At 47.0% G+C, this 17,170-nt stretch carries 10 protein-coding genes and 1 riboswitch; of the genes, 5 read left to right on the plus strand and 5 right to left on the minus strand.

Translation table 11 applies throughout. The features are described from left to right. Nucleotides 1–69: 69 nt before the first annotated feature. The 4 genes from ACLIIY_RS02345 to ACLIIY_RS02360 form a co-directional block, all read right to left on the minus strand. Nucleotides 70–1,053, minus strand: a complete 984-nt coding sequence (locus ACLIIY_RS02345; protein WP_009707468.1) for a GGGtGRT protein — start codon at nt 1,051–1,053, stop codon at nt 70–72. A gap of 23 nt (nt 1,054–1,076) precedes the next feature. Then, entirely contained in the window at nt 1,077–1,769 is a 693-nt protein-coding gene (locus ACLIIY_RS02350; protein WP_005386501.1) for an iron-sulfur cluster assembly scaffold protein, read from the minus strand. 132 nt (nt 1,770–1,901) lie between these two features. Then, nucleotides 1,902–1,976, minus strand: a riboswitch (Fluoride riboswitch). Nucleotides 1,977–2,132: 156 nt separating this feature from the next. Then, nucleotides 2,133–2,432 (minus strand): YebG family protein, encoded by a 300-nt coding sequence (locus ACLIIY_RS02355; protein ID WP_434528069.1) that lies wholly within the window; start codon nt 2,430–2,432, stop codon nt 2,133–2,135. A gap of 165 nt (nt 2,433–2,597) precedes the next feature. Further along, the gene (locus ACLIIY_RS02360; RefSeq protein WP_005427361.1) at nt 2,598–3,515 is read right to left on the minus strand and encodes a LysR family transcriptional regulator; all 918 of its coding nucleotides are present in this window, start codon (nt 3,513–3,515) and stop codon (nt 2,598–2,600) included. Between the two features lie 112 nt (nt 3,516–3,627). Between ACLIIY_RS02360 and ACLIIY_RS02365 the strand changes: the two genes are divergently transcribed. Further along, nucleotides 3,628–4,602, plus strand: coding sequence for a TDT family transporter (locus ACLIIY_RS02365; protein WP_434528070.1), 975 nt, complete (start codon nt 3,628–3,630; stop codon nt 4,600–4,602). A gap of 255 nt (nt 4,603–4,857) precedes the next feature. Here the strand turns inward: ACLIIY_RS02365 and ACLIIY_RS02370 are convergent, their stop codons facing one another. Beyond that, the gene (locus ACLIIY_RS02370; RefSeq protein ID WP_434528071.1) at nt 4,858–6,681 is read right to left on the minus strand and encodes a DUF3413 domain-containing protein; all 1,824 of its coding nucleotides are present in this window, start codon (nt 6,679–6,681) and stop codon (nt 4,858–4,860) included. Nucleotides 6,682–7,047: 366 nt separating this feature from the next. Here ACLIIY_RS02370 and recC point away from each other — a divergent pair, with 366 nt between their 5' ends. The 4 genes from recC (at nt 7,048) to ACLIIY_RS02390 (ending at nt 17,150) form a co-directional block, all read left to right on the plus strand. Continuing rightward, nucleotides 7,048–10,521, plus strand: a complete 3,474-nt coding sequence (recC, locus tag ACLIIY_RS02375) for an exodeoxyribonuclease V subunit gamma (RefSeq protein WP_434528531.1) — start codon at nt 7,048–7,050, stop codon at nt 10,519–10,521. Between the two features lie 290 nt (nt 10,522–10,811). Then, nucleotides 10,812–14,450 carry an exodeoxyribonuclease V subunit beta gene (gene recB / locus ACLIIY_RS02380; RefSeq protein WP_434528072.1) on the plus strand — a complete coding sequence of 1,213 codons (3,639 nt, stop codon included), beginning with the start codon at nt 10,812–10,814 and terminating at the stop codon, nt 14,448–14,450. Then, nucleotides 14,450–16,609, plus strand: coding sequence for an exodeoxyribonuclease V subunit alpha (recD, locus tag ACLIIY_RS02385; RefSeq protein WP_434528073.1), 2,160 nt, complete (start codon nt 14,450–14,452; stop codon nt 16,607–16,609). Before recB ends, recD begins: the two co-directional genes overlap by 1 nt. Nucleotides 16,610–16,769: 160 nt before the next feature. Then, nucleotides 16,770–17,150 carry a hypothetical protein gene (locus tag ACLIIY_RS02390; RefSeq protein ID WP_434528074.1) on the plus strand — a complete coding sequence of 127 codons (381 nt, stop codon included), beginning with the start codon at nt 16,770–16,772 and terminating at the stop codon, nt 17,148–17,150. Nucleotides 17,151–17,170 lie beyond the last annotated feature (20 nt).

Below are 17,170 nucleotides of genomic sequence, written 5' to 3' on the forward strand. Positions count from 1 at the left end.
CCGAAGTCACTCCCCCTACACTGGGTTTGTTGGATTTACTGGCTTTGGATAGTAAAGCGATAAATCGATTTAGAGGCTTAGCTCACCGACCTCTACTGCAAGTGCAACCGTTGCCCCTACCATTGGATTGTTGCCCATACCGATGAAGCCCATCATCGCTACGTGTGCAGGTACTGAAGAGCTGCCCGCGAATTGTGCATCGGCGTGCATGCGACCCATAGTGTCGGTCATGCCGTAAGATGCAGGACCCGCCGCCACGTTATCTGGGTGTAGAGTACGACCAGTACCACCACCTGATGCCACAGAGAAGTAAGGCATGCCTTCACGGTTACGTTCTGCTTTGTAGATACCTGCTACAGGGTGTTGGAAGCGAGTCGGGTTGGTTGAGTTACCGGTGATGCTCACGTCTACTTGCTCTTTATGCATGATAGCCACGCCTTCACGTACATCGTCTGCACCGTAGCAAAGGATCTCACCTCGTGGACCTTGGGAGAAACGGCGACGTTCTACTTCCACTAACTCTCCAGTTTGGTAGTTGTATTGAGTGCGTACGTAAGTGAAACCGTTAATGCGTGAGATTAGGTAAGCAGCGTCTTTACCCAAGCCATTTAGGATCACTTTCAACGGGTTTTTGCGTGATTTGTTTACGTTCAATGCGATTTTGATTGCGCCTTCTGCCGCTGCGAATGACTCATGGCCCGCAAGGAAAGCGAAACAGCCACTTTCTTCATTCAGTAGGCGAGCCGCCAAGGCACCGTGACCGATACCCACTCGGCGTTGCTCTGCTACGCTGCCCGGTTTTGTGCAGGCTTGAAGGCCTTCACCGATGATGTTTGCAGCTTCTTCTGCTGTTTTTGCACCGCGGAAAATTGCCAAAGCAGTGCCTAGCGTGTAGGCATCGGCAGCGCTTTCAAACGCGATAGGTTGAGTGTCCATCACTAGCGCTTTAGGGTCGATACCACGATCCATACAGTATTGGTAAGCCTCTTCCAGAGAAGAAAGTTGCATTTCGTCTAATGTGCGACGTACAGATTCAGTAATTGGAGTGTTCATAATCTCTTTCCTCTTGGTGGCAATTATTGTTGGCGTGGGTTGATAGTAGTTACGGCTTCGTCAAAACGACCGTAAGTCCCCGTTGCTTTGTCTGCGGCTTCTGCTGCAGATACGCCTTCGTTGATGGCTTTCATCATCTTGCCTAGGTTGAGATATTGGTAACCAATCACTTCTTTGTTTTCGTCTAGCGCGAGTTTTGTTACGTAGCCTTCGGCCAACTCCATGTAACGTACGCCTTTTGCTTTAGTTGAGTAGCTAGTGCCTACTTGGCTACGTTGAGTTTGACCAAGGTCTTCCAGTGCCGCACCAATTTCTAAGCCGCCTTCAGAGAAAGCAGATTGAGTACGGCCGTAAACAAATTGAAGGAAGATTTCGCGCATCGCGACGTTGATAGCATCACATACCAAGTCGGTATTCAGTGCTTCAAGAATGGTTTTGCCAGTTAGGATTTCTGCGGCCATCGCTGCTGATTGAGTCATGCCTGAACAGCCGATCGTTTCGATCAATGCTTCTTCGATGATGCCGTTTTTGACGTTAAGAGTCAGTTTTGCTGCGCCTTGTTGAGGAGCACAAGCGCCAACGCCGTGGCTAAGACCAGAAATCGCGATAACGTCTTTTGGATTGATCATTGCGCCTTCAACAGGGATCGGTGCAGATGCATGAAGATCGCCGCGTTGAATCGGGCACATTGATTGGATTTCGTGTGAATATTGCATAATGTTTTCCCAGTGTATTTTTATTTTTTGAGAAAACAGGAGCGGGGTTGGAGAAGAGTTGAATTGCTCACTACAGAACTCTTGCTTTCACAACATCGGCGAAAGCATTTCCAACAGGGCTGACCTGTTTTCGTTTCTGTAGGAGTCATTAGCTTTAAAGCGGTTCGAATCTTTCGATTCCGGTGGCACCCCATCACCGTGCCCATTTAGATTAGATCTAAGTCACACTAATCTGCAACATGAAATTTAGAGCAATTTGGGATATTAAATCGATTCTTTATATTCTCAGAGATATATGGCGATAAATGTAACGCATAAAAAAACGCCGCATAATGCGACGTTTTTTCTAAACAAATGAGAGGCTTATGCAGCGTCTTCTTGCTCGCTATCTTCTTCAACAGCTTCAAGCTTCTTTGCTTTTTTTTGTGCAGGTTTACGTTTTGCACCCAGAGCGTAAAGCACTTCTTCTTTGTTTTGCGCAAGGTACATTGCAAGATCTTCTTGCTTACCTTCGTCTTCTAGAAGTTCACTCTTACCCAGCAGTGAGAATAACTCGTCCGCCATATCCAGCATTTTGTCGTATGCGTCAGCTTCCGCTTTAGAGGTAAAAGTCATTTTCTCTTCTCCATTGCGTTCTACCACGTACTTGACGATTACAGCCATGGTTGGTCCTCTAAGTTAATTTGTTAAATTTTATACTGGCTTTTTATACAGTTTTTGACCAATTAAGTCTAGCGACAAGCCTCAGAATGAGAGCCGTGTACAACTAAGTGACCAGCATTTGAACTATCTGCCTTGAACTATCTCCCGTGAACGCCCCATCTCGAACTAGCCATCTTTAAGATGTGGGTTCTCTGGTCGCTCCCAATCTTGGCAGAATTCAATGAATGTACGCAGGAGTGGGTTTTGATACTTCTCTTTGTGGATCAAAAGCCAGAAGCGACGCTTCATATCCAGTGGCATGTTGAGCATTTTCACACGACCATCACGAATTGCAGGTTCTGCAGATAGGCGTGATAAACAACCTAGGCCAAGTCCGGCAGATACCGAATTGATCAGCGCTTCGGTGGTGTTGAGCTGAAAAGCCTCATGCCAGTGTTCTAGACGCGGAGCGATGGCTCGCATGAAGAACTCACGAGAACCAGAACCCGCCTCACGCAGAATCCACTCTGTGTCTTCGAGTTCGTTTAGGCTGATTGGCCCTTCATCGAAGTTAGGGTAATCCGGCGGACAAATTACACACATTTCGTCTTCACTGAATTGCGTTGATTCCAACTCTGGGTGTATGGTCTTGCCCTCGATGAGCGCGATGTCGAGTTCGTACGCGATCAACATGTCACAAATCTGGGCTGAGTTAGAGATGAACAAACTTTGCGATTGGTGATTTGTTTCATCACGAAAATCACTTAACAGGTAAGGTGCAACTTGGTTGCCGATGGTGTCACTGGCACCGATGCGAAGCAGCCCTGATAAGGTTTGGTCGCCATCGAACACACTCTCAATATCCCGAGCTCGGTTGAGGAGTTCATCCGCGAGGGGCAAAAGTTTTTGTCCTTCTTGGTTGAGAATTAAGCGGTTGTTCACCCGGTCAAATAGGTGATGACCAATTTGTTTCTCTAACTCAGACAGCGCCATACTCACGGCCGCCTTAGAAAGAAACAGGCTTTCAGAAGCCGCAGTTAGCGTTTTGTGCTGAGTGATCGTAGTAAAAACTTTCAGTTGTTTAAGAGAGATATGACTAGGCATGATATTCCGTTAAGTTTATCTGAACGTTAGTTTTAAATAATTAGATATATTGGAACGAAGTGCAAGAGTAATATACACCCCATAGAAAGTTAGCCTAGATTTTGAGGTCGTAATGATTCAAAGAACAAAAGCAAAAGTAATGGGAGCACCAACCCCAATGGCGGGTCTGGCTCTTGGTATTGCGAGCTTAGGTTGGAGTTGGGAAAACTTCGCCGAATTACATGGCTATGGACAGTGGATTAGCGCAGGTATTGCAAGCGTACTGCTAGCAATCTTGGCGACTAAATTTCTTTTTCACAATCATTTGTTGAGACAAGATCTTGCGCACCCTGTGGTGGGTAGTGTCGTTCCAACTTTCGCGATGGGAACCATGGTGGTTTCAAATTCTCTAGGGCACTTTTTCCCTGCTGCAGGTGACGTGCTTTGGTTAGTGGCGGTAGCTCTACATATCGTGTTCCTAGTGAGTTTCTTGTACCACCGCGCGAAAGACTTCGAACTACACCACATGGTGCCAAGCTGGTTCGTACCACCAGTGGGTATTATCGTTGCAGACGTGTCTTTTTCAGGTAACCCAGTGCTTGCACCTATTGCACACGGTGCGTTGATCTTCGGTATGGTGGCTTACGCGGTGATGTTGCCAATGATGATCTACCGTTTCATGTTCACTCATGAAATCCCAGACGCAGCCAAACCAACCATGGCAATCATGGCGGCACCAGCAAGCCTATCGTTGGCAGGTTACCTAACCGTAACGGCAACACCTTCACCAGTGATTATTGCTCTGTTGTTTGGTATCGCGGTATTGATGACAGCCATCATCTACTTAGCCTTCTTTAAATTGCTAAGACTGCCATTTAGCCCAGGTTACGCAGCGTTTACCTTCCCAATGGTGATTGGTGCAACGGCTCTGTTCAAAACAGCAAACTGGATGGAAGCAAATGGTCTAGCAGCGCACTATGTACAACAAGTTCGCGGTCTAGCAGGCATCGAATTGATTGTGGCAACGATTGTGGTGACTTACGTAGGTTTGCAATACATCAATAACTTACTAATCCAACCACGCTTGATGACGACACATCACGCATAAGTCTTACTCGTAAAGCAAAGTCTCTTGGTCTCTCTCGCCAAGAGGCTTTTTTTGTATTGGTAGGGTGGGCTCTAAAGCCAATCTGCAGATAAAAAAATGCCACCCCAAAAGGGTGGCAGGAAAAATAGATACAATTTTAATACATCAAACTTTAGTAACCGCGGCCATTGTAGCGAGAGTTCTCATGCAGAAGATGGCAATTCGAAACTTACCTCTCTTCACTATGCCTACCTGTCTGATGGGCGTGCGTTCTTTTTATCCTTTCTTATAGAAGCGCGACATTTCATCGAGAGAATCTTGAATCACGTTCACTGGCACTTGATGTTCCGTATCTACTTTAAGTTGATTATTGAGCTGTTGAGAGTGCCCACCTGGGTTTACCACTAACATGGTTTCTCTCCCTACCAGCGCATAGTTGTAATAACTGCCCGCAATGAACCAATCACGTGGTACACAATTATCAAATAGGTCTCGTCCTACACTATATGATTGTGTGTCGCCTTGAACGTCGAATAGCTCGTTCATTAGAGTTGGCACAATGTCATAGTGTGTGGTGCGGTAGTTGATCTGCTCTGGCTGATGATCTGGAAGATAAACGTATAACGGCACATGCACTTGAGTATCACTGTAGTTACCCGTATGGCCCCAGTAATTCATCTTATGGTCGTTAAATTCCTCTCCGTGGTCGGAAGTAATCACCACAATGGTGTTCTCTAGGTCGACATTCTTCAGCACTTTTGCGATCAAACTGTCGATGAAATACAACGAGTTCTTATAGCGGTTATGATAAAGCGAGGCGTCAAATTCGTTGTTCAGAAGAATATGATCGACACGTTCCCAGTAAGGCTTGAATTTAGCAAACTCAGGCTCTGGAAAACTGGTGCCATGAGCCGAATCGTAAAACAAGAAGCTAAAATACGGTTTGTCGCTATCTTGCTTTTGAAACTGAATAAACTCATCGGTGATCTGCTGGTCACGTTTGATTTGTGTTTCGCCTGTTTGTTTAAGGGTGAGATCTTTCACCTTTTTAAAGACGGTGCGCGACAAAGGTGGGCTGGTTAATGGTGCTGAACCAAAAATACCCATTCGATAGCCTTGGTTTTGTAGGGTATCCATGAAGACGGGGGATTTCTGACTCGCATAAAAGCTGTCCCAGTAAGTTGCTGGCAAGCTATAGAACAGACTAAAAATGCCCGCTTGAGTAGAGTTACCACCGCTCATGTGTTGAGAGAAATTGACCGTTTTTTCGGTGAACTTGCTGACATTTGGCATGATCTCTGGTGTTGCATCACTGTAGCGCCAAGCATCAACCAGAATGAACAACACATTCGGCTGTTTAGATTTAGGTTCTACATTTACAGGGGCGAGTGGGTAGTTCAGTGAACTGCTTTCAATGTTTTTCAGCTCCACTCGGTTTTGTGAGGCCATATTTTCATCCACCAAGTGATGACGATAGATAAACTTACGCGCCGTTAATGGGTAGTAAAGAGGCCAGTTATTCGAGAACTGACTGACTTCGTCGTCATAGAGTGCGTTCTTATAGGCATGGATAACCTGAGTGCTTAGCAACAAGCCAAACCAAACCGCAACGATCACAAACTTTGCTCGGCTCTGAGCCAGTTTATTGGCTAACCAAACGGTGCATGCCAAGCCAATGGCGAGCAGTGCAATGTCGCTAATAAAGATCAGCCAACTCATCCAAGAGATTTCAAATACGTCACGACCGCCTTCGAAGAACATGCGGATCAGCAGGCCATTGATGTGCAGTTTGTATTGCTGGAAAACGAGGATATCGACTTTCAACATGATCAAGAGTGTGATGGCAATGGTGATCACAACGACTTTGAACATGTGCGTCGGTAAAAAGGACAGCAATAAACAACCCAGCATCAGCGGAAGAGCAATTAAACCCAACCAGCCAAATTGTGTAGCAAGTAAATAATATTCTTGCAGAAAGGTGAGCGGTTCTGCTTGATTATTTGACAGCAAAAATGGGTAACAAGAGATCGACAGATAAAGCGCAAAGCAAGCAAAAAATGCAATCAGCCAAGCGCTATTTGAAGAAAATTTGAGCAACATAGTTTTGGTATTCCAGTGCTTTTTCATCCCTATCAAATCAAGAACAAAGTGCGACTCAGCGTGAAATCAAGATGACTTGAACCCCGTGATTCTTCGCCTTTCACTCAATATTCAATTTGATGGGTATTGTTATAAAAATTTGCGTGAATTATAAAACAGTGTTTTTTATCATGAAATAGTTGTGACTGATGTCACGCTTTGTATTTGCGTGTAAGACGTGACTTACAAATGTCAGTTGCTGGTTATTTGCGCAGAGTTTGAGTGTTCTCTAACCTTTTGTTATTTAAGCTATCGAGATCGCTCTAGGAATAAATGTGGCTGTGCTAAGCTTGCTAGCAGTTTCCATTGGCATTCGGTGCTCCTACTTTGTTTACTGTCTATCACTCCAATCAGGTCGATGTTCTCAAATCACTTCTTGTTGAACTGATTCGCATCAATCCATTAGAAAACCCATTCGAAAAAGAGCAAATTCTGGTTCAAAGCCCGGGCATGTCTCAGTGGTTAAAAATGGAATTGGCGAAAGAGTTTGGTGTTGCGGCAAACCTAGAATTTCCGTTGCCAGCGACTTTCATTTGGGACATGTTCACCCAAGTATTGGCTGATGTGCCTAAGCGCAGTGCCTTCAACAAAGAAGCCATGACGTGGAAGCTGATGCACTTGCTTCCGGGTTTACTAAACGAAGCATCATTCGAACCTTTGGCTCGTTATCTTCAGGACGACACTGACAATTCCAAGCTGTATCAATTGGCAGAGAAAATTGCTGATATCTTCGATGGCTATTTGGTGTATCGCCCAGAATGGATTGCAAGCTGGGAAGCCGGACAAACGGTACCTGAACTTGAAGACGAACACCCATGGCAGCCAGTTTTGTGGCAAGCATTGTACGACCACACGGTTACCCTTGGGCAATCGCCTTATCATCGTGCCAATTTGTACGAACACTTCATTGATACGCTCGAAAACTTCAACGGTAACTTTGACCATCTGCCGAAGCGTCTGTTTGTGTTTGGTATCTCTTCACTGCCGCCACGTTACATGGATGCGCTCAAAGCCATTGGTGAACACATTGATGTGCACTTGATGTTTACCAACCCTTGTCGCTATTACTGGGGTGAGGTACGCGACCGTAAATTCCTAGCTCGCCTAGCAGCAAAACATCGTCAGCACGTGGTCTGGCAAGAAGACCATTCTGAAGTACAAGGTGAGAGTGAGCAGTTAAAAGGTTCACTAGAAGAAAACGTGGTGGATGAGCTGCATACCGATGTGGTGGGTAACAGCTTGTTGGCGTCGATGGGTAAACTTGGACGCGATAACATGTATCTGTTGTCGCAGCTCGAATCCCATGAGATTGAAGCTTTTGTTGATGTCGAGCGCGACAGTCTGCTCCATCAACTTCAAGCCGACATTCTTAATTTAGAAGAGCACCAAGACGACGAGCAAATCGACAGCAGTCAGCACAAACAAGTGGTGAGTTTGGGTGATAAATCTCTGAGCTTGCACTCTTGCCACAGCCCAATGCGAGAAGTGGAAGTGTTACACGATCAGCTTTTGGCAATGTTCGATGCTGATCCGACACTGAAACCGCGCGATATTATTGTCATGGTGGCAGACATCAATGCCTACAGCCCTGCGATTCAGGCGGTGTTCGGCAATGCGCCGGGTGAGCGATTTATTCCTTACTCGATTTCAGACCGAACGGCCGATCAAGAAAGCCCAATTTTGGCGGCTTTCATGCAACTTGTTAATTTACCGAATACACGTTGCTTGGCTTCTGAATTACTTGAGCTGTTAGAAACGCCGGCGATTTTGAAGCGATTCGATCTCAGCGAAGATGATTTCCTTCAAGCCAAACAATGGGTGGAAGAATCCGGCATTCGCTGGGGGCTAGATAGCCATACGGGCAGCGAATTTGAACTGCCAGAAACACGCCAAAACACATGGCAATTTGGTATTCAGCGTATGTTATTAGGTTACGCGATGCCAGAATCTGCCGGTTTGTTTGAAGCGCAAGAAGGTAGCCTCTCACCATACAATGAAGTGCAAGGCATGGGCGCAGAACTTGCTGGTAAGTTAGCCCATTTTATTCAACAAATTAGCCAATATCGCCGCAAACTTTCCCATGTTCAGTCGATTGATGCATGGCGTGAAACCTTGGTGGCGATGTTGGATGACTTCTTCTCCGTTGAGTTAGAAGGGGAAATGGCGCTCAAGTCGATTCGAGATACCTTAAGCCAACTGAAAGAACAGCTAACCGATGCGGCATTTGATGATGCCTTGTCGCCTTCTATTGTAAGCCAGTATCTACAAAACAAGCTGTCAGGAACACGGGTCAGTCAGCGCTTCCTTGCTGGGCAAGTGAACTTCTGTACTTTGATGCCGATGCGCTCGATCCCATTTAGAACCGTGTGTCTGCTTGGTATGAACGATGGTGTTTACCCGCGTTCAATGCCACCGGAAGGTTTTGACTTAATGACGGGGCGCACTAAACCGGGTGATCGTTCACGTCGAGACGATGACCGTTACCTATTCTTAGAAGCCATGTTGTCAGCGCAGCAAAGTTTGTACATCAGTTACGTTGGGCGTTCTATTCAAGATAACACCGAACGAGTACCGTCTGTTCTGGTGTCTGAATTGATGGAATATTGCCATCAGAACTACTGCCTAGATGGCGATCAAGACCAGCCCGTCGATGACTCGGGAGATAAACTACTCAACGAGTTAGTGAATGTGCATGCCATGGTGCCATTCAGCCCAAGTGCATTCCAAGGTTCTCACTCAAGCTATGCCAAAGAGTGGATTCCAGCGGCGTTGACCCAAAGCAATCAATCGCAAGGTCATGCGCGTGGCGAGTTTAACCGCGCATTGGATGATTACTTACTTGGCGCAACCTTCCCAATCGAGTTGGACTTGGTGGAATTACAACGCTTCTGGCGTTTGCCTGTTCAGTATTTCTTTAACCGCCGTTTGAAAGTGATGTTCGAGCCGCCATTGCCTGTGATGGAAGATGACGAGCCCTTTGTATTAGGCGGCTTAGAAAGCTATCAGATGCGCGATGAGCTATTGGAAACCTTGCTCGAAACCGCCATTACTCAACCGTCCGCAAAAGCAGACGTACTCAAACATTTTATGAGTGAGCAACGCGCACAGGGTAAATTACCGGTTGGCGCATTTGGTGATATCGAGTTTGAAACCAACCGCGTGCAAGCGGAAGAGCTGGTGGATAAGTTGGCGTTTTTATCCGGTGCTCCACAAGACGATTTAGAAATCGACCTTACTTTCGATGTGCTTGGTGAAGGAAAAAACATCCGTCTAACCGGTTGGCTAACTCAATGCTATCAATCTGGTTTGATTCGCTACCGCAGCGGTAAAATTCGTGCGCAGGATTACCTTGCTGCATGGATCGATCATCTTGCTATGTCTGCCTCTGGTCAGGCTAGAAAGACCCACGTTATCGGTTATGACCGCAAGGAAGGCGCGGTGCATTTGATTTACCCAGCAATGGCAGATGCTGCACAAGCAAAACAACTGCTTGCTGAATTAGTACGTCTGTTTTTTGAAGGCATGACCAAGCCATTGCCATATTTCCCGAAAACAGCACTGGCGTGTGTCGAAGCGGGCTTTAGTCGTGGCCACTGGGCTGATGACGAAGAGAAATCGCTGAAGAAAATGGCGGATGTATTCAATGATGGTTACATGAGTCCAGGCGAAGGAAACAATGCGTATATTTCGCGTATTTGGTCTGCTTGGAATGATGAGCTTGCAGCAGAAGTTCGCACGCTGACTGCATTGGTTCTTCAAGGCGCAAGATTGACGGCGATGGATGCCGATGATGAAAAGTAAGTTGGATTATTTAGATAAAAAAGAGAGTAGGGTGGCCGCCAGAAAATCATTATTTTTTGTAGGGCGTTCGCTGTACGGCCACAAGGTCAGAGGGACCATGATTCGTTTGAGTGTAGCTGCCTGAAAGGCTTGGCTTATCTCGTGAGGCGCATACTAACGGTACTCCGTAATGATAACCGTGAGTGAGATCCCACAAAGGTCTAAATATTCCAACCTATTAGACATATTAATAGAATTTTTAACGATAGATCACAGTTCGATCAGTCGATAATCCGGAGAGATTCAGCGTTATGGCGCAAATGTCAGTTCCAACTCCACTGCAAACCATGACTTTTCCACTGCATGGTGCAAGGCTAATTGAAGCTTCGGCGGGTACGGGTAAAACCTTTACCATCGCGGGTTTGTATCTGCGACTTCTACTAGGGCATGGCACTGCCGAGACGAAGCACTGCGTGCCGTTGACCGTGGATCAAATTCTGGTGGTGACCTTTACCGAAGCTGCAACGGCGGAGCTGCGTGATCGTATTCGTGCGCGTATTCACGACGCGAGGATCGCATTCGCTCGCGGACAAAGCTCAGATCCTGTGATTCAGCCTTTGTTGGAAGAAATCGAGGATCATAAACAAGCCGCCGAGATCCTTTTGCAAGCAGAGCGCCAAATGGATGAAGCCGCGGTGTACACCATTCATGGTTTCTGCCAACGCATGCTGACGCAAAACGCATTCGAATCCGGTAGCCGTTTCAATAATGAATTTGTAACGGACGAAAGCCACCTAAAAGCGCAAGTGGTTGCCGATTACTGGCGTCGTAACTTCTACCCTCTGCCATTCGCTTTGGCTGGAGAAGTGCGCCAACTATGGGGCTCGCCATCGGATCTACTGTATGACATCAGTAACTACCTCACGGGCGCGCCGCTAAGTCTCTCTGTCCCAGCAATGCAAGGTAGCCTTGCCGATTTGCATGAGCAAAACCTAAAGCAAATTGATGCTTTGAAAGCCCAATGGAGTGATAGCCAAGATGACTTCCTCACACTGATTTCTGATTCCGATGTCAACAAACGCAGCTACACCAAAAAGTCTTTGCCGACGTGGTTAGAAGCGGTCAACGTATGGGCTTCGACAGAAACCACGGGCTATGACTATCCAGATAAGCTCGAGAAGTTCGCGCAGAATGTGTTGTTTGAGAAAACTCCGAAAGGCACTGCGCCACAGCACCCTGTGTTTGAGGCGATTGAAGCTTTCCTTGCCAACCCAATCAGTTTAAAAGCGCCGCTATTGGCTCACGCAATTGAGCATTGTCGCGTGATGCTGGCAAAAGCAAAAAATCAGAAACAATGGTTGTCATTCGATGACTTGCTGACTCAGCTCTCTGCCTCGATTGATACCGATGAAACCGCACTACTGACAGAGCGCATTCGCACGCTTTATCCGGTTGCGATGATCGATGAATTCCAAGATACCGACCCACTGCAATACAGCATTTTCAGCCGCATTTATTTGGAAAATCCTGAGTGCGGTTTGTTTATGATCGGCGACCCGAAACAGGCGATTTACGGTTTCCGTGGTGCAGACATCTTCACCTACATCAAAGCTCGTAACCAAGTTAGTGCTCACTACACGCTTGGCACCAACTGGCGCTCAAGTGCCGATATGGTATTGGCAGTGAACCAGATTTTTGCTCTGCCAGATAGCCCGTTTATTTATGACTCCGACATTCCATTCCACGCTGTGGATTACAGCCCAAGCGCTGACAAACGCGTTTGGACCATGGGTGGTCAAAAGCAACCTGCACTGACTTATTGGCTGCAAGAAGCGGAGGATAAACCTTTGCCAAAAGGTGAATACCTCACCGCCATGGCAGAGGCGACAGCGAGCCAAATTCAAACCATTTTGACCGCAGCGCAACAGGGTCAAGCGTGCTTGGTTAATGGCGAAAAGCAGAAGCCAGTTAAAGCGGGCGACATTGCAGTATTGGTGCGAACGGGTAGCGAAGGTCGCATGGTCAAGCAGGCGTTAGCAGACCAAGGCATTGCTAGTGTGTATTTGTCCAACCGCGATAGTGTGTTTACTAGCTCTGTGGCGCAAGACTTACAGCGTTTGCTGCAAGCGGTATTAACACCAGAAAACGACAGAGCATTACGCGCCAGCCTAGCATCAGAATTGTTCGCTCTGGATGCAGCCAGCTTAGACGCCCTCAACAACGACGAAACCGTGTGGGAAAATGCGGTTAACGAGTTCAAAGAATACCGTAAGCTTTGGGTGCAACGTGGTGTGCTACCTATGCTGCGAGCAGTGATCAGTAAGCGCCATATTGCTGAGCGTCTGCTAGAAGAAGGGGCGAGCTCACAAAGCGAAAACGGTGAGCGAGTGCTTACCGATCTGATGCACATTGGTGAGTTACTGCAGCAAGCGAGCAACGAATTAGACAGCGACCACGGCTTGCTGCGTTGGTTGGCGCAATCCATCAGCGATGCAGAACATGGGCTGGGTGGCAGCGATGATCAAATTCAGCGTTTGGAATCAGAGCGTAACTTGGTGCAAATCGTCACCATTCACAAATCCAAAGGTCTGGAATATGACTTGGTCTTTCTGCCATTTGTGTTTGGTTACCGAGAAGCGAGTGAAGCCAAATACTACGACGCTGAGAACGACCGCACCGTACTTGATATCACGGGCAATGATGCGTCGTTAAAACAGGCAGATAAAGAGCGCCTTGCTGAAGACTTGCGCCTCATCTATGTAGCGCTAACGCGTGCCGTGTATGCCTGCTTTATTGGTGCTTCACCACTGCGCAATGGTCGCTCAACCAAAGAGCCAACCGGTGTGCATCACAGTGCGATTGGTTATTTGGTGCAAAATGGTCAAGAAGGCGGCATCAACGACCTGTTTGTAGGATTGAAGAAGCAACAAGAGAATCTCGATAACGTGGTGATTTGTGAGCCTCCAAAGCAGCACGATGAGATGTATGTTGCGGAGCAAACCGAGTTAGAAGCGTTGACTGCCAAAGAGCTGCAAAATCCAATTGATAGAAACTGGCGCATCACCAGTTACTCGGGCTTGGTTAAGCAAGGTTCTCATCATGCTGAACACGACGCGACGATTGAAATCACCGGCTTTGATATCGATTCTTCAGAAGAGCAAGATGAAGCGGAATTGGTTGAGCCAGAACGCTCTATCTTCAACTTCCCACGTGGCGCACGCCCGGGTACCTTCCTGCACAGTTTATTTGAGGAAATTGAGTTTACTCAACCTGCGACGACGGAAGAGAACACCCAAATCATCCTCGGTTTAATGGAAAGTGAGCAGCTTGATGAAGAGTGGTTACCAATCCTGCAACAGTTGATTGATACCGTGCTGGCAACGCCTTTGGATAGCAAAGCACTGCTTCTCAATCAGAAAGGTCCGGCGCAACGTTTGGTTGAGATGGAATTCTTATTACCGATTGAAGTGCTATCTGCACCAGCATTGAACCGCGTGATTCAACGTCATGATCCGCTGTCTGCCCAAGCGGGCGATCTGGGTTTCCAAACCGTGCAAGGAATGTTGAAAGGCTTTATTGACCTGGTGTTTGAGCACCAAGGTAAATACTACGTCCTTGACTGGAAATCGAATCACTTAGGTGATGATGTGTTCCACTATCATGGCGATGCGTTGAAGTCGGCGATGGCGGATCATCGCTACGATCTGCAATACCAAATCTATGCTTTGGCGCTGCATCGTTTCTTGCGTAGCAGATTGCCAAATTATGATTATGAACAGCACTTTGGCGGCGTTTATTACCTGTTCTTGCGTGGTATGGATGGGCAAAGTGATCACGGTATTTTTTCTGCCAAGCCAACCTTTGAATTTTTACAAGAGATGGATCATTTGATTGATGGTCAAGCACCTGACACACGATCCAGTGAATCGGGTCAGATGGAGTTAATTTGATGAAAACCAATGATCTTCTTTCTGAGCAAAGCAGCCCTTTAGCAACACGAGAACTATTGGCAACTTTAGAATCGTTGGCAAACAAAGGAGCGATTCGCCAATTGGATTTCCAGTTCGCGCGCTTTATCTATTCGCAAGTTGAGCAACAAGCGAACAGCCAAGAACTGGCATTTATTGCTGGCGTGGTCAGTAGTGAGTTAGGGAAAGGACACATCTGCTTGCCTCTGTTTGACAGCCAAGGGCAGCCAACAGACCTTGCCAGTAAGCTCGGTCTGTTTGGGGAGTCTGCGTTAGCGCTTAATACTCAGCTGCAAGGCGTTAATTGGGTTGAGCTTCTACAAGCGTCGCCTTTGGTTGGCACTCAAGGTGAAGCTTTGCCAATGATGTTTGATGGCGAGCGTCTCTACCTGCATCGTTACTGGCACTATGAAGTGACGTTGGCGGACAAGCTCAATCAACTCAGTGCGGCTGTAAACCTTCAGCCTCAAGAGTTCACACGTTTGTCTGAGTTGCTCCATCATTTATTTGCTCGTCAGTACCACTTTCTGTTCAATGCATTAGCCAAAGCGACAGAGTCGGGAACCAGCAACCAAGTTCTACGCCAGCAATTAGTCTGTGACCATTTGGATGTGGTTACTGTAGACATTCTCGATTGGGCTGCCATTGATGCGGCAGTCTGCCAAGCGAAACAAGTTCACGATCTGCAAGTGCTGGAGAAGCTTGTACCACTATCGGCTTGTGTTAACTGGCAGAAGGTCGCGGCAGCGGTGGCTCTGACACGTCGTTTCGCGGTGATTTCTGGTGGTCCGGGTACGGGTAAAACCACTACGGTAACCAAACTGCTTGCCGCATTGATTGAGCAAGCAGGACAAGAGAAAAATCTCACTATCAAGCTGGTGGCGCCGACGGGTAAAGCGGCAGCACGTTTGACGGAGTCGATTGGTAAAGCGATTCAAGAGTTGCCAGTGGAGCCTGAGCTTAAAGCGAAAATTCCAACCGAGTCGAGCACTTTGCATCGCCTGTTGGGCGCGATTCCAAACAGTGCAGAGTTTCGTCACAACAAACAAAATCCGCTGCACCTCGATATTTTAGTGGTGGATGAAGCCTCCATGGTCGATTTGCCGATGATGTACAAAGTCGTCGATGCGCTACCAAAACATTCACGTTTGATTCTTCTCGGAGATAAAGATCAATTGGCATCGGTAGAAGCAGGTGCGGTGCTCGGTGATATCTGTTCGTTCCACGCATTTGGCTTTGGCAAAGAGCAGGCGTCTGCGGTCGCGAAGTTAACAGGCTTTGACACCTTGGCGTACAGCACCAACAGTAATGCTTCGATTGCCGATAGCTTATGTATGCTGCAAAAGAGTTACCGATTCGATGCTCGCTCCGGTATCGGTCAGCTAGCGAAAGCGGTCAATGCTGGCTCAGCCGCAAAAGTAGACGACGTTTGGAATCGTGATTTTGCTGATATCGAGCATTTCGCACTGAGTAGCCAAAACTACAATCAGATGATGCAGACTTTGGTTGCCGAATATGGTCGTTATTTAAAACGCATCGGACAGCAAGAGATTGACCAAAAGACAGGGGAACCAGAAACACTGACCCACAAAGCTAAAGCCGTGTTGGATACCTTTAATCAATGCCGATTATTGTGTGCTATCCGTGAAGGTGATTTTGGTGTGACCGGTTTAAACCAACGCATTGAAAAAGCACTCGCGGCACGTAAGTTGATTCAAACCCAAGATGAACTTTGGTATCACGGCAGGCCAGTGATGGTCACGCGTAATGATCATGGCTTGGGATTGTATAACGGTGATATCGGTATTTGTATGCGAGACGACAGCGAAGGAGAGCCGCGTCTTAAAGTGTTCTTTGAACTACCGGATGGCAGCGTGAAGTCGGTGCTGCCAAGCCGAGTCCCTGAGCATGAAACCGCATATGCGATGACGATTCATAAATCACAGGGCAGTGAATTTGAGTACACGCTGATGATTTTGCCACCAGATTTCAGCCCAATCCTTACTCGCGAGCTGATCTACACAGGTATTACTCGCGCGAAGAAACGCCTTGCGATGTTCGCTGAGATGAATGTTCTCAAGCGCGGAATTAAAGTAAAAACCACCCGAGCGAGTGGGTTGGTTGAGCGACTTAGACATTGAGTCTACTCATTCAAAAGTGAGAAGTTTTCATGAACTGAATATGTTTTTATGTGGCGGGTCGTAATCCCGCCATTTTTATGTCTGAGTAATTCGACCTGCATTGAACCCTATGCTTTTTCGACGATATTGTTTGAGCTTTGATGTCGAATGAGGTCTGACCGTGGATTTTTCCTGGCTTCTACATATCGCATTTATCGCTTTTTTTGTATCAGGTGCTGCGTTGTTTATTTGGTTTGTAGTGCTAGGCGCTTTTCTCGTCTTCTTTACACCCAAAAATGTAAAACAGTACGCTTTCAACGAGCGACATTTTTCTGAAGTTGAGCTAGCCATCAGCTCCGGTTTTCATTTTGGCTCTCTTATCTATGGCACCAGCCTCCTTGCGACCATCGCATTTCCTCGACTTGGGAAAAAGCGGGGGCTGAGCGATGTACGCAACATAAGCCCTCAATGGCTCATTAAGGTTAGCGTGGTTTATTGGTTGATACTACTAGTCATTCTATTCGTTATATTCTCGACGTTATTAATTATGGCCTTTCACTGAGCATACGTACAAAAAGACCG

The organism is Vibrio sp. K4 (assembly GCF_051122595.1).
GTDB lineage: Bacteria > Pseudomonadota > Gammaproteobacteria > Enterobacterales > Vibrionaceae > Vibrio > Vibrio owensii.

Bases quoted from the DNA above. Each gene is read 5' to 3' on its own strand.
- ACLIIY_RS02365 (WP_434528070.1), top strand. From the start codon at position 3,628: ATGATTCAAAGAACAAAAGCAAAAGTAATGGGAGCACCAACCCCAATG.
- ACLIIY_RS02350 (WP_005386501.1), bottom strand. From the start codon at position 1,769: ATGCAATATTCACACGAAATCCAATCAATGTGCCCGATTCAACGCGGC.
- recD (WP_434528073.1), top strand. From the start codon at position 14,450: ATGAAAACCAATGATCTTCTTTCTGAGCAAAGCAGCCCTTTAGCAACA.
- recB (WP_434528072.1), top strand. From the start codon at position 10,812: ATGGCGCAAATGTCAGTTCCAACTCCACTGCAAACCATGACTTTTCCA.
- ACLIIY_RS02370 (WP_434528071.1), bottom strand. From the start codon at position 6,681: ATGTTGCTCAAATTTTCTTCAAATAGCGCTTGGCTGATTGCATTTTTT.
- ACLIIY_RS02345 (WP_009707468.1), bottom strand. From the start codon at position 1,053: ATGAACACTCCAATTACTGAATCTGTACGTCGCACATTAGACGAAATG.
- ACLIIY_RS02355 (WP_434528069.1), bottom strand. From the start codon at position 2,432: ATGGCTGTAATCGTCAAGTACGTGGTAGAACGCAATGGAGAAGAGAAA.
- ACLIIY_RS02360 (WP_005427361.1), bottom strand. From the start codon at position 3,515: ATGCCTAGTCATATCTCTCTTAAACAACTGAAAGTTTTTACTACGATC.